Source organism: Marinilabilia salmonicolor JCM 21150 (assembly GCF_000259075.1).
In the GTDB taxonomy this organism is placed as follows: domain Bacteria; phylum Bacteroidota; class Bacteroidia; order Bacteroidales; family Marinilabiliaceae; genus Marinilabilia; species Marinilabilia salmonicolor.
On sequence record NZ_AJKI01000046.1, the window covers coordinates 1 to 25685 of the forward strand.

General features: G+C 44.0%; 18 protein-coding genes and 1 tRNA gene. 6 read left to right on the forward strand and 13 right to left on the reverse strand.

Annotation, left to right across the window (positions count from 1 at the left end; translation table 11 throughout):
* Positions 1–119 precede the first annotated feature (119 nt).
* Positions 120–193: transfer RNA gene (locus tag W7W_RS0118650), tRNA-Arg, on the reverse strand.
* Between the two features lie 246 nt (positions 194–439).
* Between W7W_RS0118650 and W7W_RS22510 the strand changes: the two genes are divergently transcribed.
* Positions 440–2158 (forward strand): DEAD/DEAH box helicase, encoded by a 1719-nt coding sequence (locus W7W_RS22510; RefSeq protein ID WP_010665172.1) that lies wholly within the window; start codon positions 440–442, stop codon positions 2156–2158.
* A gap of 482 nt (positions 2159–2640) precedes the next feature.
* Here W7W_RS22510 and asnB read toward each other — a convergent pair whose 3' ends face one another.
* Positions 2641–4227 carry an asparagine synthase B gene (gene asnB, locus W7W_RS0118670; protein WP_010665174.1) on the reverse strand — a complete coding sequence of 529 codons (1587 nt, stop codon included), beginning with the start codon at positions 4225–4227 and terminating at the stop codon, positions 2641–2643.
* 280 nt (positions 4228–4507) lie between these two features.
* Positions 4508–5731 carry a phosphoserine phosphatase SerB gene (gene serB / locus W7W_RS0118675; protein WP_010665175.1) on the reverse strand — a complete coding sequence of 408 codons (1224 nt, stop codon included), beginning with the start codon at positions 5729–5731 and terminating at the stop codon, positions 4508–4510.
* A 218-nt stretch (positions 5732–5949) separates the two neighbouring features.
* Here serB and W7W_RS0118680 point away from each other — a divergent pair, with 218 nt between their 5' ends.
* Positions 5950–6939 carry a pectinesterase family protein gene (locus W7W_RS0118680; protein WP_010665176.1) on the forward strand — a complete coding sequence of 330 codons (990 nt, stop codon included), beginning with the start codon at positions 5950–5952 and terminating at the stop codon, positions 6937–6939.
* A 195-nt stretch (positions 6940–7134) separates the two neighbouring features.
* A complete protein-coding gene (locus W7W_RS0118685) occupies positions 7135–8760 on the forward strand; it encodes a glycoside hydrolase family 43 protein (RefSeq protein WP_010665177.1) in 1626 nt (541 codons plus the stop codon).
* Between the two features lie 117 nt (positions 8761–8877).
* On the opposite strand, the gene W7W_RS0118690 is transcribed toward W7W_RS0118685, so the two are convergent.
* The 10 genes from W7W_RS0118690 to W7W_RS0118740 form a co-directional block, all read right to left on the reverse strand.
* Positions 8878–9081, reverse strand: coding sequence for a hypothetical protein (locus W7W_RS0118690; protein ID WP_010665178.1), 204 nt, complete (start codon positions 9079–9081; stop codon positions 8878–8880).
* Positions 9082–9512: 431 nt separating this feature from the next.
* A complete protein-coding gene (locus W7W_RS0118695; protein ID WP_010665179.1) occupies positions 9513–9899 on the reverse strand; it encodes a DUF302 domain-containing protein in 387 nt (128 codons plus the stop codon).
* Positions 9900–10010: 111 nt separating this feature from the next.
* Complete coding sequence (locus tag W7W_RS0118700) at positions 10011–12155, reverse strand: copper-translocating P-type ATPase (RefSeq protein WP_010665180.1); 2145 nt, start codon at positions 12153–12155, stop codon at positions 10011–10013.
* 136 nt (positions 12156–12291) lie between these two features.
* On the reverse strand, positions 12292–12519 hold the full coding sequence (locus W7W_RS0118705; protein ID WP_010665181.1) for an SHOCT domain-containing protein: 228 nt from the start codon (positions 12517–12519) through the stop codon (positions 12292–12294).
* Between the two features lie 28 nt (positions 12520–12547).
* Positions 12548–14140, reverse strand: a complete 1593-nt coding sequence (locus tag W7W_RS0118710; protein WP_010665182.1) for a multicopper oxidase family protein — start codon at positions 14138–14140, stop codon at positions 12548–12550.
* 115 nt (positions 14141–14255) lie between these two features.
* Complete coding sequence (locus W7W_RS0118715; protein ID WP_010665183.1) at positions 14256–14630, reverse strand: heavy-metal-associated domain-containing protein; 375 nt, start codon at positions 14628–14630, stop codon at positions 14256–14258.
* 76 nt (positions 14631–14706) lie between these two features.
* Positions 14707–16542, reverse strand: coding sequence for an efflux RND transporter periplasmic adaptor subunit (locus W7W_RS0118720; RefSeq protein WP_010665184.1), 1836 nt, complete (start codon positions 16540–16542; stop codon positions 14707–14709).
* A gap of 124 nt (positions 16543–16666) precedes the next feature.
* Positions 16667–17902, reverse strand: a complete 1236-nt coding sequence (locus W7W_RS0118725; protein ID WP_010665185.1) for a TolC family protein — start codon at positions 17900–17902, stop codon at positions 16667–16669.
* Positions 17903–17906: 4 nt separating this feature from the next.
* Entirely contained in the window at positions 17907–21773 is a 3867-nt protein-coding gene (locus W7W_RS0118730; RefSeq protein WP_010665186.1) for an efflux RND transporter permease subunit, read from the reverse strand.
* Positions 21774–22232: 459 nt separating this feature from the next.
* Positions 22233–22604 carry an HYC_CC_PP family protein gene (locus tag W7W_RS0118740; RefSeq protein ID WP_010665187.1) on the reverse strand — a complete coding sequence of 124 codons (372 nt, stop codon included), beginning with the start codon at positions 22602–22604 and terminating at the stop codon, positions 22233–22235.
* A gap of 478 nt (positions 22605–23082) precedes the next feature.
* On the opposite strand from W7W_RS0118740, the gene W7W_RS0118750 reads away from it, so the two are divergent.
* The 3 genes from W7W_RS0118750 (at position 23083) to W7W_RS0118760 (ending at position 25173) form a co-directional block, all read left to right on the forward strand.
* Entirely contained in the window at positions 23083–23565 is a 483-nt protein-coding gene (locus tag W7W_RS0118750; RefSeq protein ID WP_157202512.1) for a YkgJ family cysteine cluster protein, read from the forward strand.
* 82 nt (positions 23566–23647) lie between these two features.
* On the forward strand, positions 23648–23845 hold the full coding sequence (locus W7W_RS0118755; RefSeq protein ID WP_010665189.1) for a YwbE family protein: 198 nt from the start codon (positions 23648–23650) through the stop codon (positions 23843–23845).
* A gap of 83 nt (positions 23846–23928) precedes the next feature.
* Positions 23929–25173 (forward strand): DEAD/DEAH box helicase, encoded by a 1245-nt coding sequence (locus W7W_RS0118760; RefSeq protein WP_010665190.1) that lies wholly within the window; start codon positions 23929–23931, stop codon positions 25171–25173.
* Positions 25174–25685: the final 512 nt, after the last annotated feature.

Sequence of the window (25685 nt, forward strand, 5' to 3'; positions counted from 1 at the left end):
GATTAAACTATTTGGATACAAAAAGGGTGCAAAATATTTTAAGGGTGCAAATCAGGGTGCAGCCATAAAAACAAAAAACCACAACTCCTTTTAATATAAAGAATTGCGGTTATATTTTGTGATCCGGGCGGGATTCGAACCCACGACCGACAGCTTAGAAGGCTGTTGCTCTATCCAGCTGAGCTACCGGACCATTTTGCTCAAATGCGGTGCAAAGATAGGAAAAAGATGGAAAAGACCATCGTTCAAAGTGTTTTTTTGGCCTTGAATTATTCCTGGAATGGAAAGATTTTCCGATTTTTTGTTGGTTTGATGATTGATAGTGTGTTTCGTGTCACATATTTATTTTTTTTGTCTTAGGTGAATAAATAATCTGGCAGTTCATTGAATGCGTCATCTTTATTGTTGTATGAGGGGTTTAGGACTAAAATAGTTATATTTGATTGTTTACAACTATGACCTGTGCATTCAGCAGACTATGAACACCATTGCATTTATAGATGTTGAAACCGATGTCCGAACCGGTAAAATTCTTGATGTAGGATATGTTGACGCGGAAGGACGACAGGTTCATTCTGCCTCTGTTTCTGATCTCTTACCTTTGCTAAAAGAAAAGCCGTTTTTATGTGGGCACAATTTTGTGAAACATGACTGGATGTTTCTTAAACAATATCTGGAACCACTGGGCTTCGGTAGCCAACACCTCATCGATACTTTATTCTGGTCTCCGCTGTTGTTTCCGTCCAAACCCTATCATTCACTGGTGAAAGATGATAAGTTGGAGTATGATGATGCCAACAATCCACTAAACGATGCTATTAAAGCGCGTATATTATTAGACGATGAAATTTCTGCTTTTTATCTTCTGTCTGAATCGCTGAAAGAAATCTTTTACTTGCTGCTTAATGATAAAACCGGGTTTTCTGCTTTTTTCAGATATATTGGTTACTCCACCATAGAAAATGACCTGGCGGGAATCATACGAAAAGTTTTTTCAAATCAGATATGTGCACATGTGCCAGTGGAAAAACTGGTGGATGAATATCCTGTTGAAATGGCTTATGCCTTGTCACTGATCAATAGTGAGAGTCGTTATTCTATTACACCTCCCTGGGTTTTGAGGAGTTTGCCGGAGGTGGAAAAAGTATTTGCAATTATGAGGAATAAGCCTTGTTTTGAAGGATGTGGGTATTGCAAAAATAAGCTGGATGCGCTTTATGGCTTAAAAGAAATTTTTGGCTTTGATTCTTTCCGGAGTTATGATAGGAAGCCACTGGAACAGCAAGCTGCTGATGCTGCACTGCAAGGAAACTCCTTATTGGCAGTTTTTCCTACAGGTGGGGGCAAATCGGTGACTTTTCAGTTGCCTGCACTTCTTCAGGGGCAGTCAGTAAAGGGACTTACGGTAGTGATTTCACCCCTGCAGTCATTGATGAAAGATCAGGTGGATAACCTCGAAAAACTGGGCATCACTGAGGCGGTAACTATTAACGGACTTTTGGATCCCATAGAGCGAAGCAAATCCTTGGAAAGAGTGGAGGATGGATCCGCTTCATTGCTGTACATTTCGCCGGAGTCACTGCGGTCTCTCACGATCGAACGGGCCCTGCTGGGGCGAAATGTAGTCCGTTTCGTAATTGATGAGGCACACTGTTTCAGTTCATGGGGACAGGATTTCAGGGTGGATTATCTCTATATTGGTGACTTTATCAGGTCTCTTGTGGCAAAAAATCAATTGTCCATTCATCTGAAAGGTAGTTGGCTTGATAACCTCGTTTCAGTGGACGGATTAAAAGTGTATTCTGATAGAAGGATGTGGCAGATGCCGGAAATATTGACAGTCCAGTTGACCCATCGTGATGTATGGCTCGATTATTATCGGAATAAACAGCGGGAGATAAGCGGGATTAAAGCAGGAGCCATTTTACGAATTGACGGCTATGATTGCTGCAACACAAAAGGACATGTTTTGCTGAAGTTTTCCAGAGGATTTCAGAACTTTATTGATGATTTGAATCAAAAAGGATATCTGCCAGTTGAGGCAGTGGTAAATTTTGTGGTGTGGTGGAAAAAAGAAGACGACGCAAAAGAGATTAAGATATTGTTGCCTCACATTCGGTTTAAAAATAGTAAATCCGGAACCATTCCCGCCGGTTAATAACGGGTGTTCCGGATTTTCATTCTCACAGTTTAGGTATCTACGGTATTTTGTCTGTTCAATTCAATAAACCGGAAGCTTCAGGGAAGTCAACACCCTTAGGCCTCCGGACTTATCCGAGTCCAAAACCTCTAACATTAATGAACTGGTTTTTTTATCTATGTGAAAATGCAACCACCTAAAAGCGTGTGTTTTGTGTGTTTTACTTAGTTGTTTGAGTAAGTCGAAAATGGACTTTGCTTTTGTCCTCAAAATTAATTGTTGGCCCCCATTCGGGGACCCGGTCCACTTGTCCTTTGTACCCCGGGTCATTACCCGGGGTTATTTAAATTGGCCCCTTTCAGGGACCTGCCCTCTGCATCCGCGACTGAGGTACTTTCATTTCAGAACTTTGTGACAACTGTTCCTGCATGCCTATTCACAGGGTGAACTCAAACTCCCTTTTCTTAGTCCCTCTTGAGGGGATTAGGGGGCCTTAGGGGCTATTCTCCGCTTTTCCCATAGTTGGGAAGAACCCTTGCGCTTGGGTCATCCACATCGCAGTTTTCCCATGTTTTGTTAGGCATCCAGAAATCTTTTATCAGATCGGCCCTTCCGGGGAAGTGACTTTCAAAAATATCCCGGTACATCAAGGATTCTTTGGATATTGGAGTGGCAAAAGTGTATTTTGCCCTTGCCCGCTGAAGATCTTCATCGCTGTAAAGATCTTCGGCGTAGCCTTTCAGATAATCCACAGAGCTGTGTCCAACGGCGTCAGAGAAGGCGGCCTTTTCCCGGTAAAGAATATCGTGAGGTAGTAAGTCTCCTTCAAACGCTTTGCGCAGCAGGTATTTGCCAATGCCCGTATAGTTCATCTTTTTTTCGGGTTGAATAGCCATTACATACTTAACAAAATCCAGATCTCCAAACGGGACACGCGCTTCCAGGCCATTTGATGAAATGCAACGGTCGGCCCGGAGAACGTCATACATATATATTTCCTTCAATCGTTTCTCGGCTTCTTGCTGAAATGCCTCTGGCGTTGGAGCAAAATCGGTGTATTTGTAACCGAAAATTTCATCACTTATTTCACCGGTCATCAAGACCTTAATGTCTGTATTTTCGTGTATGTACTTGCTCACTAAATACATCCCCATAGAAGCCCTGATGGTCGTGATGTCCCATGTTTCGGTGTTGTAGATCAAAGTGCTCAGTGTGTCAAAGATATCCTGACGCGAAAAAAGCACTTCTGTATGGTCGGCACCAATATAATCAGCTACCTGACGGGCATATTTGGTATCGATGGGGCCATCTTCAATACCGACAGCAAAGGTACGGATAGGCTTATCTGTCATACGGGCTGCCAAAGCACATACCAAACTTGAGTCAAGCCCTCCGCTTAGCAAAAAACCCAGAGGCGCGTCACTATCCATGCGCTTTTCCACCGCACGTGTCAGTCGATGGTTGATTTCTTTAAAAATGGAGTCCTGTTCATCATCATGGAACTGATCTACTTTGGCAATGTCGCAATAGCTGATGAAATCTTTTCCATCATAGCAATAACCCGGAGGAAATGGATGTATTTCTTCACAGATTTGATGAAGTGCTTTCATTTCGCTGGCAAACAGCATTTCTTTTTCGGGAGTGTATCCATAAAACAATGGGCGAATCCCAATTGGATCACGTGCTGCCATATATTTATTTTTCTTCTCATCGTATATGACGCAGGCAAATTCGGCGTCCAAAGACTGAGACATCCCGATTATTCCCTTTTCAAGATAAAGGGGGATCATTACTTCACAATCACTTGAGGATTGAAAGTCAAAAGTTCCTTCGAAGCTTTTCCGAATTTCCCTAAAGTTGTAAACTTCTCCGTTGCATACCAACTTAATGTGCTTGTATTCCAACGGTTGATTACCATTATTGGAGAGATCCATTATTTTCAGTCTATGAAAGCCTATCCAGCCATTATTGCCCAGGTCTTTCATGATGGTGTTATCGGGCCCCCGGTATTGCAGGCTCCTGAAATCATGGGCCATCTGCAACCTCAGCATCTGGTCATCTCCGGTGTAAACAGCAAATCCACACATGGTAGTCGGTTTTTTAATTTTTTCTGTGATTGATTAATTGTAATTATTATAGAAGCAAAAGTAATGAATTAATACAAAATACCAATAAAAAACTTATAAAATGATACAAAAACTTTTCAAAAAGTTACAAATAGATTGATTTTATGTGTTTTTTGTTACAAAAAAAAAGAGACACACTTTTTAGTGCATCTCCTTTTTAATGAATTTTTCTTCTGCCTTCTGCCTGTCAGACTTCTCATTAATTAATTCTAACAGTTTATGGCCACGGCAACGTTATTTTTTATAAATTAATCTCCCGGTCTCTAAATCCCAGCAGATATAGGATGGCATCCAGCCCAATGGTTGAAATGGCATGTCTTGCAGATGCTTTAACTTTGGGTTTGGCATGGAACGCGATTCCCAGGCCTGCTTCCCGGAGCATCGGTAAATCATTGGAGCCGTCACCTACGGCTATTACCTGTGCCAGATTGATATCTTCTTTGAAGGCTATGAGTTTTAATAGTTCAGCTTTTTTATGTCCATTGATAATTTCTCCAATATGGCGACCGGTAAGCTTTCCGTCTTTTATTTCCAACTCATTGGCAAAAACATAATCGATGTTGAGCTTGCTTTTCAGATAATTCCCAAAATAGGTGAACCCACCTGAAAGAATAGCCGTTCGGTAACCATATTTTTTGAGTACCTGAAATAGTCTTTTGGCTCCTTCGGTGAGGGGAAGTGATTCTGCAACCTCCTGCATTACCGATTCTTCGAGACCTTCCAGCAATGCCACTCGTTGTCTGAAGCTTTCATCAAAATCAATTTCGCCCCGCATTGCTGATTCTGTGATGGCACTGACTTCATCATAAACTCCGGCCTTACGGGCAAGTTCATCGATCACTTCAGCCTGGATAAGTGTGGAGTCCATATCGAAACAGACCAGTCTTCGGTTCCTTCGATAAATATTATCCTCCTGAAAAGCGATGTCAACTCCGCTTGATCCAGCGATCTCAATGAAACGGGTTTTCATCTTCTCAATATTGGTTGGAGTTCCCCTTACTGAAAATTCGACGACAGATTTTACTTTTCCCTGAGCGTCATCAAGGGGGATTCGGCCGCTAAGCCTTGAAATTATATCGATATTCAGATCTTGATCTACAATCTCTTTTGTGACTGCAGCCAGCTGAATGGCTGTTAGCTTGGGTGACAAAAGCGTAATAATATAACGCTCTTTTCCCTGGCGACCCACCCAGTCAATATATTGTTCTTCTGTAATGGGGGTGAATTTCACATTGAGACCGATCTCATAAGCTTTAAAAAGGAGATCTTTTAATATGGGAGAGGATTCTGATTTTTCAGGCACTTCAAATAAGATACCCAAACCCAGATCCTGATGAATAACGGCCTGGCCGATATCCAGAATGTTCACATTGTATTGGGCCAGGATATCGGTGAGGGCTGAGGTAAGACCGGGCTTGTCCTCACCGCTGATATTAACTAAAATGACTTCTCTTTTGTGACTCACAGTCCTTCGTTATTGATTTTTAAATCTATTTTGAGACAAAGATACAGCTCAAACGGCTGAAATCTGAATTTTGTCATGAAAAATTAGATGAATGTTCAGGTTTTCTTTCCGGGAGGTTATTTGTACACACTTTAAAGACAATTTGTAACCCATCAAAATGGCTGGTTGGTTGTAAAATTGTATCGCAATATAAATAGGAAAACCAAAATTGATGTTTTATGAAGCTCAAGTGGATTTTTGTATGGGTTGGTTTTATGTTTGTTTCTGGCACATCTGCTCAGGATTTTATTGTGGCTGGAGATGGTTCCGGTGATTTTAAAACAGTTCAGGAAGCCATCAATGCGGTACCTGATTTCAGGAAACAACGCACAACTATTTTCATTAAGAACGGTGTTTACAAAGAAAAACTGGTGCTTCCCGCTTCAAAAAACAATGTGACTTTTATTGGAGAAGATAAGTTGAAGACCATTATTACCAATGATGATTATGCTTCAAAATTGAATCAATTTGGCGAGGAGATGGGCACTACAGGCTCTTCGGGGTTCTTTGTCTTTGGAAATGACTTTACCGCCCGCAATATTACCTTTGAAAATTCCGCAGGAGCTGTCGGACAGGCGGTGGCTGTTCGGGTGGACGGAGATCGAATTGTATTTGAGAACTGCAGATTTCTTGGTCATCAGGATACGCTCTATCCACATGGGAAGAACAGTCGGCAGTATTACAAAAACTGCTACATTGAAGGCACTGTGGATTTTATTTTTGGCTGGTCAACCGCCGTTTTCGATGAGTGTGAGATATTCTGCAAAGACCATGGTTACATTACTGCAGCCTCAACAGATGAAGAGACTGAATATGGGTTTGTTTTCCTAAATTGTCGAATAACAGGTGACACCCCTGAAAATTCATTTTACCTGGGACGTCCCTGGAGACCTTATGCGCAGACCGTTTTTGTGAATTGTTTTCTGGATAAACACATTAAGCCGGAGGGATGGCACAATTGGAGCAGTGAAGACAAAGAGAAAACGGCTTATTATGCAGAATATAAATCTCATGGCCCGGGAGCAGCTCTCACGGATCGTGTGCCCTGGTCTCATCAGTTAACCGATGATGAAGCGAAGAAATATACCCCGGAAAATATATTCAGTGGGGAGGACAACTGGGATTTTCAGGGCCCCCTAAATCCTCCCAGGGGGGACTTTGAGTTTTGAGTTTCGTGTTTCCGCGATTCTGTGCTGGTTGTTGAATTGTTCTGATTCTGGATTAATGGTGTAATATCACAAATTTCAGCAATGAGCAATGAGCTAACAGCCTCTCTATTAATCTCTAACATTCAGTTTCCAGCCTATAGACCCAATTCTGAACTTTTTTAGTGTTTAAGTAATAAAAAAATAAAACAAAGTATAATGAATAAACTACTTCAATCACTGGCACTTCTGATGGTGGGTTTTCCCATTGTCCAAGCTCAGAATGGGCCAGTTTCAGAAGTGTGGGTCGCTGATCAGGGTGACGGAACCTACAAAAATCCTATCATTCACGCCGATTATTCCGATCCTGATGTATGTCGTGTGGGGGATGATTACTATATGACGGCTTCGAGTTTTAACTGTGTGCCCGGATTGCCCATTTTGTATTCCAAAGACCTTGTCAACTGGGAATTGATAGGGCATGCTTTACCCATTCAATATCCTGAAGTGCATTTCTCAGACCCTCAGCATGGAAATGGTGTATGGGCTCCTTCTTTCAGGTTTCATGATGGTGAATTCTACATATATTATGGTGATCCTGATTTCGGTATTTATATGCTTAAAGCGAAAGATCCACACGGACCATGGAGTAAGCCTCATTTGGTGAAAGCCGCGAAAGGACTTATCGATTCCAGTCCACTCTGGGATGATGATGGCAGGGCTTATTTGACGCACGCTTTTGCCGGGAGCCGTGCCGGACTAAAATCGGTGTTGATTGTGCAGGAGATGACACCTGATGGAAAGAGCCTTATCGGAGAACCCGTGATGGTTTTCGATGGTCATGATGACCATCCTACAGTGGAAGGGGCTAAGTTTTACAAACATGATGATTACTATTACATTTTTGCTCCTGCAGGAGGGGTTACGCAAGGGTGGCAACTGGCGTTGAGATCAAAAAGTCCTTTCGGTCCGTATGAAGTTAAGCGGGTTCTTGAGCAGGGATCAACAGATATCAATGGCCCTCATCAGGGTGGCTGGGTAGAGACACAGAAAGGAGAGTACTGGTTTTTGCATTTTCAGGATAAGGCAGCCTATGGCCGCATCGTTCACATGCAGCCCATGAGTTGGAAAGAAGGATGGCCTGTGATGGGGCAGGACTTTGATGGCAATGGTGTTGGCGAACCGGTGTTGACTCATAAAAAGCCTGATATCGATACCGAATGGAGGATTGTAACACCCCCGGATCGTGATGAATTTAATGGACATACCACCGGGGTGCAATGGCAATGGCATGCCAATCCTAAACTGAAATATGGTTTTCCTTCCGGTAATCTGGGATTTTATCGGCTTAACTGTCGTCCACGGCCCGAAGGAGCTCAAAACCTGTGGGGTGTGCCCAATATGTTGTTGCAGAAATTCCCTTCTGATGAATTTATGGTCACGACCAAACTTACGTTCAATCATCGTTTCGATGGTGAAGAACTTGGATTTATTGTGATGGGTGACTCATACCAGTATATTTCTCTGATGCAAAAAGAGGGACAATTGATGGCCCGGGTGGTTCGTTGTAATGGAGCCCGAAAAGGGGGTGAAGAAGAAGTCTTGTTCGAAGAGGAAGTGAAGAACAATACTATTTACCTGCGTATTGAAGTTAATAATGAGGCTGAGTGTTCTTTTAGTTTCAGTGAAAACGGTCGTCGGTTTAAAACTGTGGGACAACCTTTTCAGGCTGTTGAAGGTCGTTGGATTGGTGCTAAGATCGGCTACTTTGCCCTGCGCGACGGGATGATCAATGATGCCGGGAATGCAGATATTGACTGGTTCAGAGTAGAGTCAGTCAATTGAAAAGGTGATTTTGTTTTAAAAGCCACTAAAACCTAAAGCAACTTAAAGATGGAAAGGCTGACTTTGGACCTTGTTGTTTTGAGTTTTAGTGGCGAAAAAGAGTTTCCTGAGTGGAGCTTAAATCAGATGATGCAAACGCTCATCTACGTTTTCATCTTCAAAATCGCCCTCGTAGTAACGTTTTCTTATCCGCGAGATTACGGAATTGAATTCAGATTCTCCTCCGGCCATTTTAAGAATCAGCCAAACGATCAGGACCAGTAATAAGGCTGAGAGAATCCAGAAAATGGAAAGCCCTGTTATTGCTGATATTGAAACCATTCTCCACAACCTCCTTTCTTTTCTGTTGTTTGATGAAACAAATATGTGTCTTAACGTAAAAAAACTCTTGTATGCGAATTCCATCCGACCTTAATAAACAAATTTTATACGGATGAAACCCGGAGCCGGAAACAGTACGGAATAACAATTCCGATGGCCCTATGATCTGTCGCCAGCTCTGGGCAATCACTAAGTTCGTGCAAAACGGAGGTGTTGTCAACTATTTTTCTGAACCTCAAATTTCCGCAAATGTTTTACATTTCTCTTTAAAAACCGTTGTAGGAAATAGGTTAACCCCGATTTAGAAAATCACTTATTTGGGTGAAGTATGAGTCCAAATGAGATGATTTACTTAATCGAATCCGCAGGGATTACCGCGATTTTTCAATCATTCTTTGCGGATTTTGGGTAAAACAGAAAATGGCTGGCTCTTAAAGGGCTTTGATGGCTTTCTCAAGCAGCGATTTAATTTCTTCTGCAATGGGAGCCAGCTTGTCGTTCTCAACAGCTATCATAGACGCTACCGGGTCAACTGCTGCTACTTCCGTTTTGCCGTCACCCAAATCCTGCACAATGACGTTACAGGGGAGCATGGTGCCTATTTTGTTTTCCTGTTGCAAGGCTTTATAGGCATTGGGCGGATTACAGGCTCCCAGAATTTTATATTTTCTGAAGTCCACATCCAGCTTTGCTTTCAGCTTTTCGTGAATGTCAATCTCAGATAGTACGCCAAAGCCCTGTTCGCTTAAGGCTGCTTTGGTTTTTTCTACTGCAGATTCAAAGTCTGTGTTGAGTGTTGTTTCGATGTAATAGTTCATTGTAATTGATTTTAAAGTGTTCAACAATAAGAGGTGAGGCAAGGAGCAAAGAGCACGGTGTACATAGCTGTTGCGCCATGCTCTATGCCCCAGACTCCATGCTCTGTGCTTCTACTTCAGCTTGCGCTTCAGCAGCTGTGCATTAATGGCCACAACAACCGTGCTTAAACTCATAAGAACTGCACCTACAGCCGGACTAATCAGTATGCCTGCACTGTATAAAACACCAGCTGCCAGCGGAATGGCCACTACGTTGTAGCCTGTGGCCCAGACGAAATTCTGAATCATTTTGCGATAAGTGGCTTTACCAAAGGTGATGAGTGACGCAATGTCTTGTGGATTGCTGTTTACCAATATGATATCTGCCGTTTCGGCAGCCACATCGGTTCCCGATCCTACAGCTATTCCTATATTCGCAGTGGCAAGGGCAGGGGCATCGTTGATCCCGTCTCCGGTCATGGCTACGAATTCGCCTTTATCCTGCAATTCTTTAACTTTCTCCAGTTTTTGATCGGGCAAAATGCCTGCAAAATAGTCATCTAACTTGAGTTCGTCGCTTACTGCTTTTGCCACTTTTTCATTGTCCCCGGTCATCATGATCACCTTAATGCCATTCTTTTTCAGTGTTTCAATGGCTTTGTATGATTCGGGTCTGATCTCATCAGCCAGGGCAATAACCCCTGCTGCCTTGTCATTTACCAGAACATAAACCACTGTTTCCTGTTGGTTTTCTTCCTGGTTTTCCGGAATTTCTATATTGTTTTCTTTAAGGTAGCCGGGACTGACCACCTTCACTTTTTGATTTTCAACCATGCCCTCAATACCTTTCCCGCTGATGGCGTTGAAATCTTCGACTTCCTGGACTTTAAGATCAAGTTCTTTTACTTTTTGTATGATTCCTGTGGCCAGCGGGTGTTCCGATTTAGATTCTAAAGCCCCGGCAAGTCTGATGACATCTTCTTTCTCATATTTATCAGAAAGGGATTCATACCGACTAACAGCAAAGTTTCCTTTAGTTAGTGTTCCTGTCTTGTCAAACGCCAGAACCGATATTTTGCGTGAGTTTTCGAATGCTGTCCGGTTGCGGATCAACAAACCTTTACTGGCCGATAATGAGGTGGAAATGGCTACCACGAGAGGTACTGCCAGTCCCAGAGCATGGGGGCAGGTTATTACCATAACACTGGCCATCCGTTCCAGTGCAAACACAAAACTTTCACCTACAATAAGCCAGGTCGCCAGCGTTCCAAAACCAATGGTCAGGGCAATGATGGTAAGCCAGGCAGCTATGCGGTCTGCCAGATTCTGGGTCTTCGACTTTTTATTTTGGGCTTCCTTCACCATATTGATGACTTTCTTGAGGTAAGCTTCTTCACCAATCTGCTCTACCGCAACGGTGAGCGAACCATTGCCATTGATGGTCCCGCCTATTACTTTGTCATCTTTGGATTTCTTAACCGGCTTGGATTCTCCGGTAACCATCGACTCGTTTACACTACTTTCTCCCTCTGTGATCACACCATCTACAGGAATTTTTTCACCCGGACGAACCAAAACTTTGTCCTCCTTTTTCAGCTGATCCACCTTTACATCTTCGGTTTCTCCATCTTTAAGACGATGAGCTTCTGATGGCATGAGGGCTACAAGCTTTTGAAGCGATTGAGATGCGCCCATAACTGATTTCATCTCAATCCAGTGTCCCAGCAACATAATATCGATCAGGGTTGCCAGCTCCCAGAAGAAGGTACTTCCTTCAAGTCCGAAAGTAGTAGCAGTGCTGTATCCCCAGGCAACGGTGATGGCCACCGCAATGAGGGTCATCATACCGGGTTGTTTCTTTTTCAACTCGTCAACTAATCCGGTAAGGAAGGGCCAGCCACCGTAGAAAAAAACGATGGTAGAAAGGCCAAATAAAAGATATTTGTCTGCGCCCTGAGTCAGTGAAAACTCAAAGCCCAGGAGACCCTGAATCATGGGGGATAAAATCAAAATAGGGATAGAGAGGGCAAGGGAAATCCAGAAGCGTTTCCGGAAATCTTTGATCATCATGGCATGGTGTTGGGAATGGTCGTGGCCGCCATGTCCTTCATGATCACCATGTCCATTATGGTCTCCCTGGTGGTGCTGATGATTGTGCCCGTCATGGTTGTGTTTTGAGTGGTCTTTATGTTGATGATCATGGTCCTGATGCTCTTTCTGGTTATCGTGACCATGATTGTGTTGAGATGAAGTGTGGTCTTTATGGTCGTGTTGCATAAAAGGAGTTTTTTAGATTATTGAATTTTTCAGTGGTCTCCCCGTGTGAATTGTATTATTGAATGGTGTCTGCGGGCTTTATGTGGCAGATCGGTGCTCAGCACTGCTGCTTTACTTGTTAAAGAATCCGCCACACCTAATTCTTTAAATCTTTTTTTCGCTGTTCAAACTCTTCTTTGTCAATTTCACCTTTGGCGAAGCGCTCTTTTAATATGTCTAAAGGTGATTTTTGGATAGAAGAAGTCTGATTTGTTTCGCCGGGGCGAAAAGTCCTGAAGGCCAGCCAGAGGATTAGCAGTAAAATGACAATTCCGATAATCCAGCCAAAGCCCATGCCCCAGCCATGTCCAAATCCTTGCATCATAGTCTTTGTTTTTTAATTAGAATATTGTCTAAGGCAGTACCTCGTAATTCCGCATCATACCCATGTCTTCGTGCTCCAGATTGTGGCAGTGATAGATGTATTTGCCGGTAAAGTCCCTGAAACTCATAACAACTTTTACCTTCATTCCGGGCATCAATAGGAAGGTGTCCTGCCAGCCCTTATCTATGAAGCCATCCTTTACGCTGTTCCAAACATCAGCATTCATTTCTGAGATGTCACGTTCGATGATTTGAAATTGCAGGCCGTGTATGTGTGCAGGGTGGGGGAGTTGCATCATGTCCTGCATCATGCCCATTCCACTTCCATCATCGCCATTTATGAACTGCCAGACTTCTGTGGTGTTGAGTTTAACTTTTTCCCAGTCAGCAACTTCTTCCATTTCAAAGGTTTCGCCATTGATGACCCAGTTCATGCGTTCATGATAGAAATGAAACTGTTTTGGAGAATCATAATTTATGGCATCAACAGCAGCAATCTCCTCAATTTTAGAGAGTGTTTGTGGAAGTTCCAGAGATTTTCCTTTATCCCCGGTAACATTAAAGGTGTACAATGGCATGGCTTCTCCATTTTCGGAAGAGGAATTTCCTCCCATCATGCCTCCTCCCATGTTGCCCATCATTCCGCCACTACCCATGCGGCCCATGGAGGTTCCTGAGTTGAAGGTTAGGCTTTCGAGCGTTATTTTTTCGCCTGAGTTGCAGGCTGAGAAATTCTTCCAAATCTCTACCCGCTCTCCCGGTGCCAGCATTAGGTAAGGTTTGTTAAGAGGCTTTTCGAGCAACCCTCCATCGGTGGCGATGACCTTAATATCTGAATCATCACTCCATGCCAGCTTGTAGATGCGGGCATTGGAACCATTGAGAATTCTAAACCTGTAAGTGCCCTTATTAACATCCTGAGTCAATTTCTTTTGTCCGTTGATGAAAATCTGATCTCCCAGAAAGCCCTGCATTCTTTGCATAGGACTACCTTCTAAATAAATCAGCTGATTGTCTGAATCGAAAGACCTGTCCTGAATAACCAAAGGTTGGTCGTATGCTCCTGAAGGTAACTGCTTCTTCTCATCTTCAATGATGAATAATCCTGCCAGTCCGCGATATACCTGAGGACCGGTGATTTTATCGGGATGGGGATGAAACCAGTAGGTCCCCGGACGGTCAACCACCGTAAATTCATACACATATTGCTCGCCATTATCAACAGCGTGCATGGGATGTCCGTCCATTTCAGGAGGAATGTGTAATCCGTGCCAGTGAATAATACTTTCACTGGGAAGATTGTTTTTAAAAATAACCCTGATTTTTTGTCCATGCTTTACACGGATGATCGGACCAAGGTAAGACCCTTGTATTTCTGAGAGATTGCTGTCGTTCCCTTTAAGAAGCCTGGCTTCATATTGGAAAATATTTGTTTTTGGACCGTCCAGAAGTTGCATAGCAACCGGTTGAGCGGTCAACTCGATTTCAATATCAGGCGAAAAATCGCTGCTTGCATTGCCTGATCCGTTTTGGGCATTACTTTTTCCTTGTGCATTACAGGCACTCAAACCAGTAGCAATCAAAAGCAGGAAAATGAGTTTTGTTGAAGTGAAGTTTTTCATAATCAGTGCTTTTGTAAGTGGAACAAGTGGACTGAGGGATTGTTTGAAGGGATCTTGGATAGGGGGCATGGGGCATGGACAAGGCACATGAGGTCCTGCTCCATGCCCCGTGCTCTTAGTGCTGGTGCCCGTGGTGATCATCTTTGTCATCTTTCGACTCGGAACGATCATACTTGCAGCATCCGGGAAGATTGTTGTAAACTTCATCAGAAGCTTTGTGCTTTCCGGTGTCATGACCGGCTTTTGCAATTGCTTTTTGAATTGCATCCAGTGAAGTTTCAGAATCGTCAAAGACCACTTTTGCCATCATGGTTTCCTTGTCCCATTCTGCCTCGGTAACTCCTTCAACGGACTTTGCAGCTTTTTCGATGCGTTTTTCACACATGCCGCAATTTCCTTTTACTTCAAATTTCTCGGTTTTGCTTTGTGCAAATACCGCTACTGTTCCAATCAGCAGCATGGTTAACAGACTTAACATTTTACGTTTCATAACATTCTTGTTTTTGTGTTTAAAAATTGATTTAATAAATGTGGGTTGGGATTGAGAGACTCATAATTTTGCGTCTCTACTCTAATGTCTCTTTCACCTCTCCGCATTCCAGCATCATATCTCCATAATAGGGGTTGCGGATGTTCTCTTCGGTACTCAGCCAGTAAGCTCCCTTGTCGTCATTAGCCATGGGGCAAAACTGAAAATAAACGGTTTTTTCGTCCAGTCCGAAAGCTTTGACTTTGCTGTATAAAAAAGGGTTGAAATCAACAAAAGCTGCTCTTTGTGATTCCAGATCATCAGATTCGCTAATGGTTGTCAATGCAGATTCCATTTTGTCAAGATTTTCCATCCAAAACATGTGAGCATCTCCTTTGAGCAGAGCCATATCGATGTTTCCAAGCGCCTTAAGGGCCTCTTTGGCTTCTGATGCTGCTAATTCAGCGTTGGAGGCCACCATGGCATCTTTCATTTCAATGTACTGATCAAAAAATGCCGTCAGTTGCTTTTTAAATTGCAGTGGTGATTCGTAGTCTGGGATTTCCTGGTCTTCAGGATTCTGACTTGCCTCTTTCATGCTTTCCATTTCCCCGGAGGACATTGTGCCATGATCGTGTCCTGTGGCAGGTTCTCCTCCTTCAGGACTCATCATGCTGGGTTTTCCGCTTAATTGCGCTGCAGCATCAATGCTGAAGGTGCCATGGACGGCAATTTCTTCTCCTGCTTCCAGCCCTTCTTCTATAATATAGCTGTTGCCCAGATCAAGTCCCAACAATACTTCTCGCATAATAAAGCTTACGTTGTCTTCAGAGCTCTTTTTGACATACACCACTGAACGTTTTCCTGTCCACATGACTGCTGATTGCGGAACAACGATGTTTTCTTCCTCATTGCTGAGGCCGGCCTCAACTTCACCAGAAACAAACATTTCCGGTTTTAGCTTAAGATTGGAATTGTTGACTTCCACACGGGCTTTGGCCACCCTTGTTTTAGGATTAATTACCGGGTCGATGTAATCAATCTTGCCTGAGAATGTTTCACCCGGGAGGGAGGAGACCGTAAAAGTTACTTCATTGCCTTCCTCGATCCATGGAATATCACTTTCGTAAACGTCGAACAAAATCCATATTGATGATAGATCAGCTATTTTGTAAATGGCTTGTCCGCGCTTTATGTAATCCCCCATGTTAACAAGCTTATCTGTTACATAGCCGGATACATCTGCCAAAACCGGAAATTGTTCCTGAGGCTCTCCGGAGTCAAGAATATTCTTAATTTGTGCATCGGTGAGTTTCCAGTTTTTGAGCTTTTCATAGGATGCCCTGTAAAGTTCCGGCTGAGCCTCTTTGATAGACCGAGCTTCGAATAGTTCCTCCTGTGCAGTTACCAAATCTGGAGAATAGACATAAGCAACAGGGGCTTCCCTTTTTACATACTGTCCCGTAAAATTGATGGTCAGTTTTTCTATTCTTCCCGGCACATGCGAGGATTGGGAGTACACTTCCCGCTCATCAGCTTCTACTTTACCGTCAAGGCGCACTGTTTTGTGAGCAGTTCCTTTTGTAACTTTTTGGGTTTGAACGCTTGCCAGTTGCATCGCTGTAGGTGACATTCTTATTTCTCCTGGATCAGCTCCTCCATCATCTTCTTCCAACGGGATCAGCTCCATTCCGCAGATGGGACAATCACCCGGATCGGGTTGCTTGATTTGTGGGTGCATGGAGCAGGTCCATGTAGTTTCTTCGGCTGTATGATCGTGCTGAGAGGTCTCTTCTTGCGCCTGTTCTCCTCCCGAGCCGCCAAACAGGAGCCAGCCAAGTAATATCCCCGCTGCCAGGGTGATTCCTGTGGTTTTTATTGTTTTTTTTCGTTGAGACGCAAGATCTTGCGTCTTTACTTTATTATTGTTCATGGCGTTTAGTTTTGTTGTTGAGGCGCAATGTTTTGCGTCTTTACTTTTTATTATCTGCTGTTCATCGTTTTGCGATGCCCCCCTTGCCAGTGATTGTGGTCAGGAAAGTCCCCCTTAGGGGAATTTAGGGGGCCCCCAAGACATAATCCATCCTTGCCACAGCGGTCTTATACTTGCTTATGGCATCGACTTTTTTCTTTTCGTATTTCAACAACTCCTGCTGCATGCGCAAAATTTCTTCGAAATCTTTCCCCGAATTGGCATAGGCTGTTGTCAACAGTTTCAGGGCCCGGCGGGTTTCATCGATTTGTTGATCATACAGCCTGATGAGTTGCTCTTGTTTGTTGATGTCAAACCAAACACTTTCATATTTTGAAATCAGATTGTTGGTAAACTGATTTTTTTGGAGTGCCAGGCTTTCCTGTTTTAGCTGTGCTTCTTTGACCGCGGAATTGTATTTCTTCCTGAAAATGGGGATGGAGACCGATATCATAGGCATGATCACATCCCGGCCGCTGTCTTCCACCTGCATATCTGTGGGTCCGCCTACCACTACATAGTCAAGGCCGAGCCCCAGATTGGGGTATCCGTTTTTTCGGGCAGCTGTTTCTTCAGCTTCACTTGATTGACGCATCAGTTCCAGCTTCTTCAAAACCGGATGCTGTTCCATCAGCGAATCCTTGTTTAAATGAACCGTCATTGTGTCTGTCTTTTCCACCACTTCGATGGTTACCTTTTCCTCTGCAGACCTGTTCAGCATTTTGTTGAACCTGGTGAGCAAAGGTTTCTCCTCCTGGTTGAGAATTTCCAGGTTTGTGGAAGCATCTTTCAGCATAATATCCACTCTCAGGACATCTACCATGGCACCTTTGCCATTCTCAAAGTTACGGGTGGCAATCTCCTTGTATGAATTCAGAATTTCGAGGTTCTCCCGCTCTATCTGCTTCCACTCACTGAGTTTGTAAAGCGGATAGTAAGCAGCAGCCACCTCGTAATAAAGTTGGTTGCGGGCATCCACAAACTCCTGAAATTTTGCTTCTGCGGCCAGGGTTGCAGCATCTTCCCTTGCTTTGAGTGTCCCAAACCATGGAAACATCTGCGAAAGCGAGAATTTGGCTTCCTGAGGCCCCAGGCGGGTTTCTACCGGTGAGATGAAGTACCCGAACGTAAATGTGGGATCGGGCAGCGAGCTCACCTGAGGAACCTTTTGAAGAGCCGCTTCAAATGTCTTGTATTTGGCCTGCAGGCCGGGATTGTTCTCTGCTGCAGTGCGGAAATAGTCCTCCAGGGATTGGGCAATGCTGCCTGTCAATCCCAGAAAGACTAATCCCACTATAAGTATTAATTGTTTTGATCTCATATTATTATTCTTTTTTGTTGGCTACCTGTCTTTTTTCTCCCCCTCCCTCGGAGGGGGTCGGGGGGAGGCGGTTTTCCTCCCTCAAACTATACAGCACAGGCACAATGAAATAGGTTACAGCTGCTGCAATCATCCCTCCAAATGCTGGGATGGCCATTGGCACCATAATATCGGAGCCTTTTCCGGTGGATGTGAGTACCGGAAGCAACGCAATAATTGTTGTTGCTGTGGTCATCACTGCCGGGCGAATACGACGCAGGCCTGCATCCATAATGGCTCCACGGATGGCACCAATGCTTTCGGGTTTATGGCGACGGAAACTCTGATCCAGGTATGTTCCCATAACAACTCCATCGTCGGTGGCAAGTCCGAAAAGGGCTATGAAGCCCACCCAAACGGCCACACTGAGATTAATGGTCTGCATCTGAAACAGTTCTCGCAAATTGGTGCCAAAGACCTGGAAATTCATGAACCAATCCTGTCCGTAAAACCAGAGCAGAATAAATCCACCGCTGAAAGCCATGGCAATACCGGTAAAGATCATCAACGAGGTGGTCACCGACTTAAACTGGAAATAGAGTATCAGAAAGACGATGATTAACACCACGGGAACGATGATGGAGAGCCGCTTCTCGGCCCTTATCTGGTTTTCATAGTTTCCGGAGAATTTATAGCTCACACCAGATGGAACTTTCAGCTCTCCGCTGTCGATTTCGGTCTGAATCGCATTTTGTGCATCGTTAACCACTTCCACTTCGGCAAAGCCTTCCCGCTTATCGAACAGTACGTAGCTGGTGAGAAAGGTCTCTTCACTTTTGATCATTTGGGGGCCGCGAACATATTCCACATTCACCAGCTGATTTAGCGGAACCTGCGCTCCAGTGGGGGTGGACATCAGAATCTTACCCAATGATTCGGGGTCTTCCCGCAGTTCCCTGGGGTAACGCACCCTAACCGGGAATCGCTCCCGGCCTTCAACTGTGGTAGAAATCTTCATGCCGCCAATGGCCGTTTCAATAGTTTGCTGAACATCTTCCACATTCAAGCCATATCTTGAAATCGCGTTACGATTGATGTTCAGATGTATGTATGGCTTCCCGATGACGCGGTCGGCAAAGGCGGCTTCGGCTTTTACCGATGGTACCTCTTTCAGGATGGATTCCAGTTTCATTCCAAACGCCTCAATGGTTTTGAGGTCGGGGCCATAAACCTTGATTCCCATGGGAGCTCTCATACCCGTTTGCAACATCACCAGACGTGTTTCGATGGGCTGCAACTTAGGTGCGGATGTGACACCCGGTATTTTGGTGGCTTTTACAATCTCGTCCCAAATATCATCCGGAGTCTGAATTTCCTCACGCCAGTTGCGGAAGAACAGCCCGTTTTCATCGGGAATCAAATCGGCTTTGGTGATGCCTTTCTCAAGTGCTTCCTGATTGTTCAAAGTGTCCCCGTGACTGGTGATGAAACGGTCTTCATCATCGGTGCGGAACCTCGTACGGTGCCCGCGTTCATCCAGTGCATACTCCGGTTTGTAGTTGATCACATTTTCGTACATAGATACCGGCGCAGGGTCAAGTGCTGATTCCACACGTCCCAGTTTTCCAACGGTCAGTTCCACCTCAGGAATGCTGGTGACCAGCATATCGAGCTGCTTCAATACCTTCAGGTTGTATTCCATTCCCGAGTGAGGCATGGATGTGGGCATCAGCAGGAAACTTCCCTCGTCGAGCGATGGCATAAATTCTTCGCCAATGCCGGGGAAGGAGTGGGCCAGCCCTGACCACACCGTGGTGGTACGGACATTCCATCCGAGCTGATCAAAACCTTTGGCGATGAATCCAAACATGGTGTTGAAGCCCATCCAGACAGTTAATCCGAGTACTATGAGGAATCCAGGGATTGCCAGAAATGTGGCTTTGTGTTCGAGCGTCCATCGTAATATTGGTTTGTAAAATTTCTCCAAAAGGATAAAGAATCCCAGAATGAGTGCCACCATCAGGGCTACAAACAGGATGTTGGTAAACGTGCTTTTGGCCGGTCCCAGCGGTAACCAGTAGGTGGACAGAATCCAGATTACTGCCAGCACTGAGATGATCAATGCCGAATGTTTCAGCAGGTAGTGGTACCATTTATTATCTTCACGAGAGGACACACTGTAATGTTGGTTCGCCCATCCGGTGATACCGAAAAGCAGCAATACTGTACCGCCCCATTCAGCGCCAAAAATTAGTGCCACTAATCCAACAACTGCAAGTGCCACATTGCCCCATTTGGACACATTGCGGTTTTTGATTCGGAATCCGAAAAACCAGTGTGCCAGAGTAGGAAGAATCAGTAACGAAACAAATAGAGCAGCAACCAGCGCAAATGTTTTGGTGAATGCCAGCGGGCCAAACAATTTTCCTTCGGCAGCCTGCATGGTAAATACCGGAATGAAGCTGACGATGGTAGTAGATACTGCTGTCAGGATGGCTGAGGATACTTCTGACGCACCCTTGTAAACAGTGGTGATCAACTTCTGTTCGGGCGGTGCTTCTTCAATATTTTTGATCACGTTCTCAGACAGTATGATCCCTAAATCGACCATCGTGCCAATGGCAATGGCGATTCCAGAAAGTGCTACGATGTTGGCGGTTACCCCAAAGTAGCGCATGGCTATGAACACCATCAGCACGGCAATGGGTAGCAATGCTGATATCATAACCGAAGCCCGCAGGTTGTATATCATCACAATAATTACCAGTATGGTGATGAGAATCTGCAGTGATAAGGCTGTTTCCAGTGTCCCAAGAGTTTCATAAATCAGGCCTGACCGGTCGTAGAACGGCACAATGGTTAATTGACTTTCGGTGCCGTCTGCTAAAGTCTTACTCGGCAATCCGGGGCCAATGTCGTTTATCTTGTCTTTTACATTGTTGATGACTTCCAGGGGATTGGCTCCATAACGGGCCACAACAACGCCACCCACCACTTCTGCACCGTCTTTGTCCAACGCTCCGCGCCGCGAGGCCGGCCCCAGCGACACTTTGGCCACATCGCTTATCCGTACCGGAACATTATCCTTCACAGATACTACGGCCTGCTCTATGTCTTCGATGTTTTTGATGTAGCCAATACCTCGCACCAGATACTCTGCCTGGTTGATCTCAACCGTTTTGGCTCCGACATCGCGGTTCGATTTCTTCACTGCCATCATGACTTTCGACAAAGGTATGTTGTAGGCCTTAAGTGCACTTGGATTGACATCAATCTGGTACTCCTTGACAAAGCCGCCGATGGAAGCCACCTCTGATACGCCTTTGGCTGAATTGAGACTATACTTCACATAGTAATCCTGAATGGTCCGGATTTCGTGTAAGTCCCAGCCTCCTGTAGGGTTACCTTCCTTGTCACGTCCCTCAAGGGTGTACCAGTAAACCTGCCCCAGTGCTGTGGCATCGGGCCCCAGTGTGGGCTGAGCGCTTTCCGGCAATAGTCCCGACGGTATGGAGTTGAGTTTCTCCAGAATACGGGAGCGTGACCAATAGAATTCTACGTCTTCCTCAAAGATGACGTAAATGCTGGAAAATCCGAAAATGGAGGAACTTCGGATGCTCTTGACTCCCGGAATTCCCAGTAAATAAGTGGTAAGTGGATAAGTGATCTGGTCTTCTATGTCCTGAGGCGACCGGCCTTTCCACTCGGTGAAAACAATTTGCTGGTTCTCGCCAATATCCGGGATAGCATCTACCGGTACCGGATTGGAGGGTAAGGGGTCAATTTTCCATCCAAACGGGGAAGTTACCACCCCCCAGGTAACCAGACTGATGAGCACCAGCATGGTGACCAGCTTGTTTTCCAGAAAGTATTTAATAATCCTGTTTAGCATATATGATGTGGTTTGTAGGTGCTGCGGATTCTTTGACGAGCAAAGCAGCAGAGCTGAGCGCTGATCCGCCAAATATTACTTATGTTTCTTTGTTAATTTTAAATACAGAGGTTCAAAGACTCAAAGAATACTTTGGTTAAATGAGAAAATACAATCCTTCTCTGCCAATATGAGGGAAACAACTCTTTCTTTTAAAGAGTTTAATAACAGAGATTGCATGAAGTCAGCAGAGCGTTTTATCTGATTCAGAATAAAAATTCCTGTATTGCAATTATTTAGAAGATGTTCCTTAGATGTTTGCTTATCAGGCAACCTTTCCTCAGAATATTGGAAGATGATCTTATTGGTCAATTATTTTTCTTCTGTCTTCTGCCTCTCAAACTTCTGCCTGTTGGTAGCTTAAAAATGAAAATCTCCTTATTTATTTCTCTGCATCTTTGCGCCTATGCGTTTAAGGTATCACAACAGAAATACCTGCTGCAATGCCAGGCGAGTACCCAGGCCGCGGGGCGGCGGATCGGAATCGTTAAATGAAGTGATAAAGCCGGCTTCCGGAAGAGAAATCTCAACTTCGGATGAGGTAAGAATAAGATCAGAAGCATAAATATGCTCCAGATTTGTTTGTGGGGAAACGGCTAAAAAGTCATTTTCCAGTTGCAGAAACTGTGTTTCGGTATGGCAACACATGCCATCGTCACAGCAGGGATCAGCTTCTGATTTTAGTTCTACCGAAACCAGGTCGCTTCCACAATAATGCTTAGAAACAGCAAACCCTGTTGTTGAAATCAACAACAGGCAAGTCATAATGATATTCGTGACGTTTCTGAGCATTTGTTTTGTTTTTAAACGCGGAGACGCTGAGGCCGCAGAGTTTTATTAATGTTATAAATATTTCCATCATTCTTTTCTCTGTGTATTGGCGTCTTTGCGTTTTATGTTTTGTTACAAATATAACAGAATACCTCATGGGATGTTTTACACAATTTTCGGGAAAACTTATATGGGGGCCCAGAGCATGGGGCAGAGGGCATGGAGCAGAGAGCCGGGTCATTATCCGTTTTTTTTTTATGAGGGACCAGCCCCGGCAGGGGTGACACTTTCTAACCAGACACATGACTTTTTACAAACTATCCTGACTTTATAGACGGGCACTAATTAATGGCTAATTTCAATGCATGCCGGAACGGTCATTTTTTTAGTTACATTCGTGGCCTGTTAATATGAAAACTTATTCATTGTATAAATAGTTCAGATTAGTTCAACCACCTTTTAAAATTCAGAAATCATCAGTGAATTAATAAATATTTGTTTGTCTTGCGGCTTGTGTTGCGATGGAAGCCTGATTGGGTTTGTAGACCTTGGTAGAGAAGAGCTGTCAAAGCTGAGCGTTTTGATGGATATAGAAGAATTTGAGATGTCAGGTTTCTTTTTGCTTCCCTGTAATAATCTTGGGTGCGATGGATGTAAAATATATTCTCAAAGACCCAAACAGTGTGGGAAATTTGAGTGCGGACTTTTGAAATCCATTGAAAAAAAGGAATTGGATTTTGATTCGGCCCTGGAAGCTATTCGTGTTTTTAAACACAAGAAGATTGCCATTGAAAAACAGTTTGAGACATTACCATTTAAATTAGAGTCTCCATCGTTTTACTTTAAAGTGCTTGAATTAAGAAACCTGTTAAAGAAGGACAGTTCTGATTTATCCGATACACAAATGTTTGTGAAATTATTTGCCGATATAGATGAACTCAATGCGCAGGCTTTAAAGAGTTTTGGAATTTCATATTTTTAGATTCATCTGGACGGATACGAAATTATTCCAGGCAAAATAAATTACCCTAACTTTGCGCTTAAATTGAAAAGATAAAAAGTTAATGGACGGACAGCACAGAGCGAATATTCAACCAGGTACGGAGGTTGATGTTGTAAAAAAGGAAGATCAGCGTTCCGGCACTATTACAACCGGGGTTGTCAAACAAATTCTAACCAAAAGTGCGTTTCACCCTCATGGTATAAAGGTTCGGTTAACATCCGGAATTGTGGGCCGGGTGAAGGAGATAAGGGGCGTATAGGGCTGGGAACATGGAGCGTGGCAATGAGCTGCAAGCTACGAGCAGAAATGGGTTAAATACCGATATCAAAATAATAATACAGAATGAAGTTCGAAAGATATAGTTTTTCAGAAGATATAAAGAGTAACCTTCGGAAACTTGGTTTTAATCGACCTACAGATATTCAGTATAAATCTATTCCTCCAATCATGCGTGGGGAGGATGTCCTGGCCGTTGCTCAAACCGGAACCGGCAAAACTGTGGCGTTTGCGCTTCCTGTAATCCAGAGGTTGATTACCCGGAGCAGGAAAAAGGACAAAAATGCAGTTAGTTGTGTGGTGATGGTTCCCACCCATGAGCTGGCCATACAGGTTAGCCGGGTCTTTGAAGAACTGTCTTTTGGTCTCTCTCTGACAATAGCAGGGATCTATGGCGGAGCTGATCAGGATCCGCAGATTGAAAAACTGAGGCAGGGGGTGGATGTGGTTGTGGCCACTCCGGGCCGTTTGTTTGATTTGGAGAGTCAGGGCCATCTGTCGCTTGAAGCTGTTGAAACACTGATTCTTGATGAGGCAGACCACATGCTTGAGCTGGGTTTTAAGCACGATATGAATCAGCTGATCAAAAAATTACCCCGACGGAGACAGGTGCTGTTTTTCTCAGCTACCATCAATAAGTATGTAAAAGATATGGCTTACTCGCTGGTTCATAAAGCTGTGCGAATACAGATCTCCCCCAATGATCCTGTTTCCAAAAAGATAGACCACTCGGTGGCATTTATTGAAATGGATGATAAAAGATTTTTTCTGGAACGTATTGTTCGTGAACATCCGGAAGGAAAGATTTTGGTTTTCGTTCGCACCAAGGTGCGTGCAGAACGGGTGATGAAAGCGCTGGAGCGTGTGAATTTGCAGAGTCAGACCATTCATAGTGATAAGGATCAAACGGAACGAAACCAGGTAATGGAGCAGTTCTCATCGGGTAAGAATAAGATTCTTATTGCTACCGATGTGAGTGCACGTGGAGTTGATATCCCTGATGTCGATATCGTTATCAATTATGATATCCCCGAAGAGACTGAAAACTACGTGCATCGTGTGGGCAGAACAGGACGTGGCCAGAAAAGAGGCCTGGCCATTGCGTTTTGTAGTCCTGAAGAAAAAGAGCGGTTGGAGGCCATCGAAAGTTTCCTGAACCGGAAAATTACACAGATTGATATAGAAAAAGGCGCGTACCAGGAAACACTCAATATGTCAGGGGTAGAGGACACGGATTGGCAGGCGCTGATGGACGAGGCTGATGAACTGGAGGATAAAAAGAAAAGAAAAAACAAGAAGTCTCGGAAATAATTTCACCTTGAAAACAATAACCCAAAATGGACAATACACTTTTGAATCTTTTGTTTATTTCAATTCCTTCGTTGAGGTGATTACAAATTTTGTGATGGCCGCTCAGTTTTTGTTGTTGTTTTTCTCATCCAAACCAAGTCGGGGGTTAGAATCAATTTAGTATAGATCTGAACGTCTGTGTGCCAGAAAATGGCCCATGCGCGAAGACTTAATTTTATTTAAAAGGGTTGGATTCAGGTTTGCAAAAAGTAATTCTGAGCCGGAAGACAGGTTGTCTCCTATAACATTTCCTTTAGGATCTATAACACCACAAATTCCCGAGAATTTCTGGACTTCTCCTCTCTGTTGTTACTCAATTGGTTTACTCACTCTGATTTTATACTCTGTGTGAAATTTAAACAGTTTCTTAAGTAATCCATTTGTCAATACTTGCTTTAGCCTTCGCAATTGGCTGGTAATTAATTATTTACACGACCTGCGGTGCGGTATTTAAAACACTCATAATAAGATCT